Annotated in this window: 7 protein-coding genes and 1 pseudogene; 5 read left to right on the top strand and 3 right to left on the bottom strand. The window is 35.9% G+C overall.

Annotation, left to right across the window (positions count from 1 at the left end; translation table 11 throughout):
* Window positions 1–67: 67 nt before the first annotated feature.
* The 5 genes from B4F08_RS16705 (at window position 68) to B4F08_RS16725 (ending at window position 6,472) form a co-directional block, all read left to right on the top strand.
* Window positions 68–1,297 (top strand): tyrosine-type recombinase/integrase, encoded by a 1,230-nt coding sequence (locus B4F08_RS16705; protein ID WP_291375455.1) that lies wholly within the window; start codon window positions 68–70, stop codon window positions 1,295–1,297.
* 127 nt (window positions 1,298–1,424) lie between these two features.
* Window positions 1,425–2,465 carry a hypothetical protein gene (locus B4F08_RS16710; RefSeq protein ID WP_291375457.1) on the top strand — a complete coding sequence of 347 codons (1,041 nt, stop codon included), beginning with the start codon at window positions 1,425–1,427 and terminating at the stop codon, window positions 2,463–2,465.
* Between the two features lie 134 nt (window positions 2,466–2,599).
* Entirely contained in the window at window positions 2,600–2,827 is a 228-nt protein-coding gene (locus tag B4F08_RS16715) for a transcriptional regulator (RefSeq protein WP_291375459.1), read from the top strand.
* Window positions 2,828–2,932: 105 nt separating this feature from the next.
* The gene (locus B4F08_RS16720; protein ID WP_291375460.1) at window positions 2,933–5,158 is read left to right on the top strand and encodes a YfjI family protein; all 2,226 of its coding nucleotides are present in this window, start codon (window positions 2,933–2,935) and stop codon (window positions 5,156–5,158) included.
* Between the two features lie 750 nt (window positions 5,159–5,908).
* Window positions 5,909–6,472, top strand: a complete 564-nt coding sequence (locus B4F08_RS16725; RefSeq protein ID WP_291375461.1) for a hypothetical protein — start codon at window positions 5,909–5,911, stop codon at window positions 6,470–6,472.
* Window positions 6,473–7,165: 693 nt separating this feature from the next.
* Here B4F08_RS16725 and B4F08_RS16730 read toward each other — a convergent pair.
* The 3 genes and pseudogenes from B4F08_RS16730 to B4F08_RS16740 form a co-directional block, all read right to left on the bottom strand.
* Complete coding sequence (locus tag B4F08_RS16730; RefSeq protein WP_110975947.1) at window positions 7,166–8,449, bottom strand: ribonucleotide-diphosphate reductase subunit beta; 1,284 nt, start codon at window positions 8,447–8,449, stop codon at window positions 7,166–7,168.
* A 297-nt stretch (window positions 8,450–8,746) separates the two neighbouring features.
* Window positions 8,747–9,025, bottom strand: coding sequence for a hypothetical protein (locus B4F08_RS16735; RefSeq protein WP_125280048.1), 279 nt, complete (start codon window positions 9,023–9,025; stop codon window positions 8,747–8,749).
* Window positions 9,026–9,368: 343 nt separating this feature from the next.
* Window positions 9,369–9,986: pseudogene (locus B4F08_RS16740) on the bottom strand (ribonucleoside-diphosphate reductase subunit alpha); the annotation flags it as partial.

The following is a 9,986-nucleotide window of genomic DNA, read 5'->3' on the forward strand; positions in this document are numbered from 1 at the left end:
GTATTGCGTGTCGTGTATCCCTCTGTGTATCCTTGATAAAAAATTGAATCCGAGGGATACAAGGTTAATGAAAAGAACTGAAATTAAACGTCGTCCTTTGTCCGATACGGTACTTGCTAACCTTGAAGCTGATGAAAAGGAATATCGTGAACTTGATGGCAATGGTTTATATATTCGAGTAAAACCTGATGGCAACAAGTCATGGCAACTCAGATATAAAAAGCCCAATGGTAAATGGTCATGGTTAGGGCTTGGCGGTTATCCCGAAATTAGTGGACAGTTAGCACGTAAGAAAGCTAAAGAACTTTTAGATGATGTATCCAAAGGTGAAAATCCAATCATTTCTAAACAGGAAAGAAAACAGCAAGAACTTGAACAAAACAATGCAACTTTTGAGTTGTTGGCTCGTGAGTGGTTAGACACAAAATTAAATTCATGGGTATCTGACACCATGACAAGAAATAAAGGTGCATTGGAAAAGCATATATTTCCCATTTTTGGCAAACGCTTGTACACCACAATTAAGCCAATTGAATGGATGAACTTGTTAAAAGGGATACAACAAGAAAAGGGTATTTATGAGCAAGTGAATCGTATGCGGGCAATGTGCCGTGATATTTACGATTATGCAAAGGTCACAGGTCGTATTGATTACAATCCTTTAGAAGGTATTCAGAAATATCTTGAGCAAGGTAAAAAAACCAATATGGCGCATGTGGATGAAAAAGAGCTTCCTGCATTGCTTAGAGCTATAAATAATTATCCGACTATGGATGTACGAATGGGCTTACAGTTGCTTGCGATGTTGTTTTGTCGTCCTAGTGAATTGCGTGGTGCAAAATGGCATGAGTTCGACTTTGAACATGCTGTTTGGAATATTCCCGAAGAACGTATGAAGAAGCGCCGTGAGCATGTTGTGCCTTTACCGACTCAAGCTATAGCAATTTTGAAAGAACTTAAAAGCTACGATACAAATTCAGATTTTTTATTTCCAAGTCGTTCAGATAAGAGTAAGCCAAAGTCAGATACGGTTTTTATTATGGCTTTGCGCCGTATGGGTTATGAGGGGCGACAAACACCCCACGGATTTAGACATATTGCCAGTACACTTTTAAACAATCGTGGCTTTGATGAACGTCATATTGAATCTGCATTGGCTCATGTAAAAGATGGTGTGGCGGGCGTGTATAACAAGGCGCAATACTTGCAAGATAGGGCGAATATGATGCAGTGGTATGCCAATCATTTAGAAGAAATAGCAGATCAAAGTATTATCCATTTTAAGAAAGCTAAATGACAGATCTTACACTATTTTGATTAAATATCATTTATATTTAATTTGTTAAGCCTAGCTCGACGGAGTGAAAGTCGAATACCCAATTCGATTGGCTTAGCTATTTTTAAGGGATGCTGTGGGAGGCAATATGAGTTTATTATCAAGAGAAAAAGCTAAAATAGATGAAGAATACTTTAAAGTATGGGACATTATTAAACTTCTTAAAAATGAGGATAAACATGATTGGGAAGATATAGGCACATTTTTAGGATACTATGATATAGCTACTGAACTAAGATTATATAAAACAGATGAATTTTGGCGAATATATGAAATAGAAACTTTTGAAGTAATTAGAACATTAGTTGATGATTTACGTTTGTATTGGCTGACTGGTGAAGATGGTTTAAAGGAAACGAGAAATAAAGTTCATAGCTATTATTGGCTCAAAGAAGAAATTTATAATTTCAAGCCGTTGGTAGAACTCAACCTTGAAAATTTGAAGCCATCAATAAACTATTTAGATATACATGAAGATAAACCAAACAATCAAAGAAAAAAAGATTATAAATTTTACTTATTTAAGCAACCTTCATTAAATTCAACAGAGTGTGCTTGTATTGTTTCTGAACAAAATCCAGCAGGTATAGTTGATTTAGATAAATTTGGTATGGCTCAAAAATTCATATATTCTGCAATTAAATCAGGGGACTTAAAAGAAGTTAATCATTCAATTGATGCTGATGATTTAAGAGTATACTTATTTGATTCTGAAATTATTATTAAGGGATTTAATGAAGATGCAAAAAGTATTTCTGATAATGAAAAGAAAAATTTAAAATTTAGAATAAATGAATTAGAAAAAATTATTGTTGATAAAGATATTGAAATTAATAAGCTAAAAGTGATAAAGCCAAATGAGGAAAGTTCTCTTTTGGAACAAATTTTTGATTATGCGAGAGATGATAGCTACGCACCTGATTTAGTATTAGCAATAAAATTATGGGAATCAATTTATATAACAAATCCTAAAGAAGAAGATAGTCATACCAATAAAGCAAATATTTGGTTAAAACTAAATACTAATTATGATGTCGGAAAACAAAATAGTTCAGCATCAAAAATTAGAGAAATTACATCCCCATTGAAATCTTGGTCACCTCAACGAGATAAAAATTTTAAAAAATAACCCAAATTAAGTTATTGATTTATATATACCCTACCTACCAAAGCTAGGGTATTTTTTTGATTTACCCCACTTACCCTAGCTGATATTTAATTTGTTTTGATGTGCCTATCAAGTTAACGCATACAGGTGCAAAAATGGTTATATATCCAGTTCGAATTTCATATAAAACAGCTTGCCAAATCCTTGATGTAAGCCGTGAAACCCTCAACAACATTATTAAATTAGACCCTGACTTCCCCAAAAAAATTAAGGTGGGAACTTCACGCCAGTCGCCAGTCTATTTCGACTATATGCAAATCATTGAATGGCATAAATCAAAAATGCAGAACCTTACTCAAGATTCAAATGAGGTGGACGCATGAAAACTATTGTCAAAGATTTATTACAAGGTATTGGCTACGGCATCATTTTTATAATGTTGTGTTCTATTTTAGATTTAGTAATTAGCAAAATTTAAGGGGGTATAAATGAGCGCATTTCAAGAATACCCAAGCCTAGAACAGCCTAAAGACATATTAGCAAATTGTATAAGACTTAATCCACAGGACGGCGCATTTATGCGTCACCCTGTTATCGAATCATACGGTAGCCCTAAACAACCCATCTATGTTGATAATGCTGTAATTGATATCAATGGCATGAAATATGAACACCCCATGATATTGCCTATTTATAATGGGCAATTAACTTTGATTCAGTGTGCGGTACTTCAGGATAAACAGCCAGTTCAAATATTTCCTGATGGTAGATTAGCTAAAGGGTTTGCATATTATGGGCGATTGCATAAGGACAGACCTGTTATAATCGCGCGCGAATTAGAAGAATTTTTTAGTGTCGCAAGAACTACGTATGCCGTTGTTTTAGTAGTATTGCCCGATATGTGTAAAACAAATAATAGAGCGCTAAAACAAAATGATGTCAATGCAATGGAACTGGTCGTAAAACAATTATGGAATGCTGGATATAAACAGCTATACATACCAACGCGACCACAGAATAAAGAACTATTGTTTGAAGTAACACAAAGCCAAAAAGTACAACTTATAGACAAATATCGAAGTGATGGAAGTTTCATGGAATTTACCCAATATGAAATGGTGCAAGATGTACAAGCATTTATAGATAATGCCATCGAAGAATTACCAGTATTTCAAGAACATTGGAAAGAACCAAAACAAATTAAATCTGAATTATTGCCTGTGAAGAAAATCACGGAGGATATGCTTCCACTCGATGTTTATAAATATTGTGCAGATGAAGCAAAACGAGCAGATAACATGACTTTTGATTTAGTCGCTGTGTGCTTACTGACTTCATTAGGTGCATTGATAGGTGCAAGAGTCGCAATTAAGCCTAAACAGTTAGATGATTATTCAATCGTGCCTAATTTATGGGGCGGAATAATTGCGCCACCAAGTAGTAAAAAGTCACCCGCAATTAGTGCAGGAACTAGGCATTTAGATAGACTGGTATTACAGGCAAAAGAACAATTCGAACTTGAGCAAAAGGATAATATTGCTAAAGCGATAATGTTCAAGTCTGCTGAAAAAGAACTGGCTAAGAAACTAGATAAGGCAAAAGAGGAAAATGAAAAATTAAAATTGGCTAAAGACATTGCAGACATGCAAACAGATGCAAATCATAAACCAATATTGAAACGATACTTCACTAATGATTCATCTCCCGAAGCATTAGCAGATTTAGAACGAAGTAATCCAAACGGTATTTTGGTCATCCGTGATGAACTCATAGGCTTACTCAGTTCATTAGATCAAAATGATACTGATACAGGACGAGCATTTTATCTAGAAGGATGGAACGGTACAGGCTCATATCAGTTTGACCGTATCACACGGGGTTCAGGATATATTCAAAATCACTGCTTATCAGTATTGGGGGGTATTCAGCCTGACAAGCTAATGAGCTATTTAGAAAAGACTATTCACGGTATGGGCAATGATGGTTTATTACAGCGGTTTCAATTGCTCATTTATCCTGATTTAGCCGAATGGCAATATGCAGATAAGAAAAGCGATAAAGTTGCCAAAGAAGCAGTATTTAACCTATTCAAACAGCTTGATGAGTTAAATGAATATGAACTTACGAAGCTGGGTGCAAAACCAAGTGATGAGTTCAATGCTAGACCTTATTTTCGTTTTACAGCAGAAGCACAGCAAGCCTATAAAACGTGGTCAACAAAGCTAAATAGCCAAACAATACCCAATGAAGAACATACAATCATTCAAGAGCATTTATCTAAGTTCGGCAAATTGATGCCCGCTTTAGCTTTAATTTTTCATCTTATAGATTCGGTTCAATTAGGTGTAAGTGTTGGCGGTGTAAGTCTGAATTGTGTAGAGATGGCGATTAAATGGTGTGATTACTTAGAAAGCCATGCACGGCGCATCTATGGCATGGTTTTACACTCAGCTACGTTTAAAGCGAGTGCATTGGCAATCAAACTAAAGAAGCTAAATCACAATGAATCATGGCGTATGGATGGATTTAGTGCGAGGGATGTACATCGTAAAAATTGGAAAGGTTTAAACGAGTTAAATACTGTAAATGATGCCCTTGAATTATTAGTTGATTATGGTTGGCTGAATGAGCAAGAAATTGAATCAACTGAAAGGGGTGGGCGACCCAGTAAACGCTATTTGATTAATCCAAAAATTTACAACTCAATAAAGTAGCACTGCCAAAACTGACATTACTTAAATAGTTCTGTCGGTTTTGTCATTTGTGATTCTATAAAAATAATAATTTTTAGAGTCCATAAAAGATAAGTTTTTCAGTCCTAAAGAATATTCAATAAATCTAGTTGTAATCTTGTGGTCATTGACTGACGAAAAACCTTATTCCTAACGTGTCCATAAATTCACAGTTGTTAATCAGAAATAATCAATAGAGTAGTAAAGTCGGGAAGACCTTACTGAATTTGAGTAGTTTGAGTTCAAATTGAAAGCACTTCCACTCTATAAAAAAGACAATGCTTCAATGGAACTACAGTGCGTAATAGATTCCAATAAAATCTTGCCGTATTGGGAGTATTCGGCTATCTATAGATGCCGATAAAACCTTGCCGAAATCTTACCGTTCCTTTTATTTTTTGGAGTGATTAAAGAAAGAGAATTTTTACACACGTTAGATATCAGAAAAACCTTATCTGTTTCAAATTTTAGGAATCCATAAAAAAGAGTTTTCGGAGCATTATGTAAATAGATTGGTTTATATAATATTTTTGGACTTTCCAAACACCCTACAGAACATGACAAAACCTGACATTTTTTAGTCCATAAAAAGATAAGTAGAGTAGGAGGGTTTTTGAAAGCTTTACTTTTTTATTAAGATTTTTTGTTATTGAATATTAATGTTTTTTTGTTTATAAATGTCAGTCAAAAATTTGAAAAAACACATTTTTATTGAGATGTTTTGAGGGTGTCATGTTAAAGAAAATTTTGATTGGTTTAGTTGGATTTTGTTCAATTAATGCTTTTGCAAATGAATTGCAAGATAAGCAAATTATTCGAAAAATGATGAATCAATATATTAATGCTGTAGCTTGCTCTACTAGCTCTATTGAGATAGAAGACATTGCTAATATATATCCACCAGAAAAAGAGTATACAGGTTCAACGTATTACGTGCTTTGGAGTGGTGACAAAGGTTGTGAAGGGGGGTCAGGAACACTTTCATCATATATCTCAGAAGTATCAAGATACTCAACATCTCGACCATTTTTAGTGACTAGCGATGATGCTTTAGGTGATAACAATGAAGAAAGTTGGGAAAGCGGAAGTGCTTTTACAAACTACCGTTTTATTGAATCTATGAAGAAGGTAGGTGACGGTCAGTTGGAGTTCATTAGTAGGAATTATGCAGATGTAAAGTATGGTGGAAAAGATGGAGGGAATAATTTTCCAGCTAATAAATTTCGATATATTTTGGCTCTTGAAGATTCCAAATGGACAGTAGTTAAACAAGTGTTGTTAGAACAAAATAATTAAATTCTAACTATATTGCCTCTTGTTTATGAAGAGCTAAGGGGGATGAATTTGTATCCCCTTATGTATCCCTTTTATTTATTAATTTAAAAACATAATTTAAAACAGTATCTTATTGTAATTGTTCAATTGACGCCACCCCAAAATTCTTTCCGAAGTAATCCGTCGGAATCTAAAAAAGCCTTTAAACTCAATGTTTAAGGGCTTTTTTATTGGCTGAATGTTTAATGTTGCCAAAAGGAATTCAGAATTCATAAAAATGTTTTATTTTTTAATGGAACCAATTTCTAAAATGTAAAATTCAATGCTTTTGCTACCTAAGTTCTTTCAAAATATAGTATTTATTTCAAGACTTATTTAATACTCTTAAACTTTTATTTGATAGTTTAAGGGCTCACAAGAAAACCATTGTTCTTTTTGTGAAATTCCTCCAAAAGGAAAGTCTATTTTGGTGGCCTTGTTAAAACTTGATTATTACAAGTTTATTTAGAGTTGAGTTGGGCGGTATTTTAAAATCTATTTATATTGAATGATGAAATTCTATCTGTGTTATTGGTTGAGCTTTATGCAGAAAAATCTAAATGGGGTACTTGATATTAGAAATGTTTATTAAAAGATAAGCATTGGATTTTATACTTAAAAAAATAGAGCCAAGAGGCTCTATTTTTTTAAGAAAACTTTAATAGCTGTTTTATTTTACCAGCTCAAAGCTCCCCCCGTTTGGTAATCCGTTACACGTGTTTCGAAGAAGTTCTTCTCTTTACGTAAGTCCATCATTTCAGACATCCACTGGAATGGGTTGTTCACACCAGCGAACTGCTCTGGTAAACCAAGCTGCGCTAAACGACGGTTACAAATGAATTTTAAGTATTCTTCCATCATTGCTGCATTCATACCCAATACACCGCGTGGCATCGTGTCACGTGCGTATTCAATTTCAAGCATCGTGCCTTCAAGAATCATTTGAATGATTTCTTCTTGGAATTCGGCTGTCCAGAGGTGAGGATTTTCAATCTTGATTTGGTTAATCATATCTATACCAAAATTCAAGTGCATCGACTCATCACGTAAGATGTATTGGAATTGCTCAGCAACACCATTCATCTTATTACGACGGCCCATTGACAAGATTTGGCTGAAGCCACAGTAGAAGAAAATTCCTTCCAGTACGCAGTAGAATGCGATCAAGTTACGAAGCAAAATCTGATCGTTTTCAGGTGTGCCTGTTTTGAACGAAGGGTCACTTAAAGACTGAGTATATTTGAGGCCCCAAGCTGCTTTACGTGCAACACTTGGTACTTCGCGGTACATGTTGAAGACTTCACCTTCATCCATACCCAAAGATTCGATACAGTATTGGTAAGCATGTGTGTGAATTGCTTCTTCGAACGCTTGACGCAAAATGTACTGGCGGCATTCAGGGTTAGTAATGTGACGGTAAATTGCCAGTACTAAGTTGTTGGCAACCAAAGAGTCAGCAGTTGAGAAGAAACCTAAAGAACGCATGACGATGGTACGCTCATCTTCAGTTAAGCCATTTTCAGACTTCCAAAGCGCGATGTCATGGTTCATGTTTACTTCTTGTGGCATCCAGTGGTTTGCACAACCATCTAGATATTTCTGCCAAGCCCATTCGTATTTGAACGGTACAAGTTGGTTGAGGTCAGCACGACAGTTAATCATCGCTTTGTCGTCAACTTGTACACGTTGCGCACCCATTTCTAGTTCTTCTAGACCTGGAGCAACATCTAAGCTTTCTAAGGCGTGAGATGCTCTTGCCAACGGATCGGCTGGATTTGTTGATCCGCTTCGAGGGGCTGAAGCGGATTGTGTAGTTGCCACATTCTTCTGTGGTTGCTCTGCAGTAGATACCATCTGCGGATTAGCCGCTTTTTGCGGTTCGACGGGCGCAGACTTGTGTTCAGGTGCAGCCGGTTTTTGCGAATCATTTTCGAAATCGTCCCAACTTAGGATAGACATATCAATTCTCTCTACGTTGCTTTATATCTTTTATTGACATCCAGCAAAGCTGAGATGTCCTACTATACGCTTAATTTGTGAAAGCAAAATTAAGTTTTGCCAATCGTTACTCTAAAATGATGTCTAGAGCATGATTCTCATGACTTATTTTGCTTTCGCTTTTTAGCTTGATTGACTTTCACCCAAAAATAGGCGATTGGCATGTAAAACAAAACCACAAAGGAAAGCACCAAGGCTGTAAGACCTAACATGTAGTTATGTGTCATATGGAGCATGGTAATTTCCTTTTTATCTGTACTAAGCTGAAGTAGTTTGATGCTGCTTCAGCCACTCCCAGATATCTTTATTTAACCAACCTTGTCGATTGGTAGAGGTTTCCATAACTAATAAAGAGTCATTGTTGTCCATATGTTTTTTAAGTCTTTCTGATACTGTGGAAGCATTACCTTTAGAACAAACAAACCAATATGAATCCATTACCTTACAATAACCGTTGAAACTTTTAATCTCAGCGATTAAATCTTTGTAATTTTGACCTTCTTTATTTAAGTCATAACTTACAGAATAAACTGTCATTTTGCTTTACCTCGCATATATGTTGGACAGTTGTTACTTAAAAGTCCTTGACGATATTGCGAGATCAGGCGATTATTCACCTGCTTTTTGCGAAGCAATATGTCGAAGAACTCGCTTCTTAGACTGGAAAGGGGATCTGTAGGAAGATTCCCTTTTTTTATGTCTAAAATTTGTCTCTTAGGGTTGATAGTAGGAATTACTTTACCTTTGAGTTGAATTAATTATTTAAATAATTAATCCAAGAATTCTAATCTCCCTAAATCCCTCTTTATGAAAGAGGGACTTTACACCTCAATAAGTTTGGTGTAATTCCCCTCCTTTTAGGAGGGGTTAGGGGAGGTTATTACTGACAAGCCTCACAGTCTGGATTGTCAATTGAACATGCCATAGGCACAGGAGCTGCTTGACCGAAGCCTTCATCTTCAGCAACCACTTCTGGTTTAACTTCCTGAGCAACTGCGGCAACAGGTGCTGCCGTTACAGTTGCAGGTTTTACTGCATTCAATGCACCCGTGTTAATGGTTGATTTCTCAGCAGATGTTGCACCTAAAGCACGGAGGTAATACGTCGTTTTTAAACCGCGCAACCAAGCCATTTTATAGGTCAAGTCAAGTTTCTTACCGTTTGCACCAGAGATGTAAAGGTTTAGAGATTGTGCTTGGTCAATCCATTTTTGACGACGTGATGCAGCATCCACAATCCAGCGTGGCTCAACTTCAAACGCAGTCGCGAAGATGGCTTTAAGCTCTTCAGGAATACGCGAAATTTTCTGAACTGAACCCTCGAAGTGTTTCAGGTCATTGACCATCACAGAATCCCACAAACCACGGTCTTTCAACGCACGTACGAGGTACGGGTTGATCACAGTGAACTCACCTGATAGGTTAGATTTTACATATAAGTTTTGGAATGTTGGTTCAATCGACTGAGAAACACCACAAATGTTTGAAATGGTTGCAGT

This window comes from Acinetobacter sp. UBA6720 (assembly GCF_002454215.1).
Lineage (GTDB): Bacteria > Pseudomonadota > Gammaproteobacteria > Pseudomonadales > Moraxellaceae > Acinetobacter.

Coding starts and splice junctions, on each gene's coding strand:
- B4F08_RS16705 (WP_291375455.1), top strand. CDS start 68: ATGAAAAGAACTGAAATTAAACGTCGTCCTTTGTCCGATACGGTACTT.
- B4F08_RS16710 (WP_291375457.1), top strand. CDS start 1,425: ATGAGTTTATTATCAAGAGAAAAAGCTAAAATAGATGAAGAATACTTT.
- B4F08_RS16715 (WP_291375459.1), top strand. CDS start 2,600: ATGGTTATATATCCAGTTCGAATTTCATATAAAACAGCTTGCCAAATC.
- B4F08_RS16720 (WP_291375460.1), top strand. CDS start 2,933: ATGAGCGCATTTCAAGAATACCCAAGCCTAGAACAGCCTAAAGACATA.
- B4F08_RS16725 (WP_291375461.1), top strand. CDS start 5,909: ATGTTAAAGAAAATTTTGATTGGTTTAGTTGGATTTTGTTCAATTAAT.
- B4F08_RS16730 (WP_110975947.1), bottom strand. CDS start 8,449: ATGTCTATCCTAAGTTGGGACGATTTCGAAAATGATTCGCAAAAACCG.
- B4F08_RS16735 (WP_125280048.1), bottom strand. CDS start 9,025: ATGACAGTTTATTCTGTAAGTTATGACTTAAATAAAGAAGGTCAAAAT.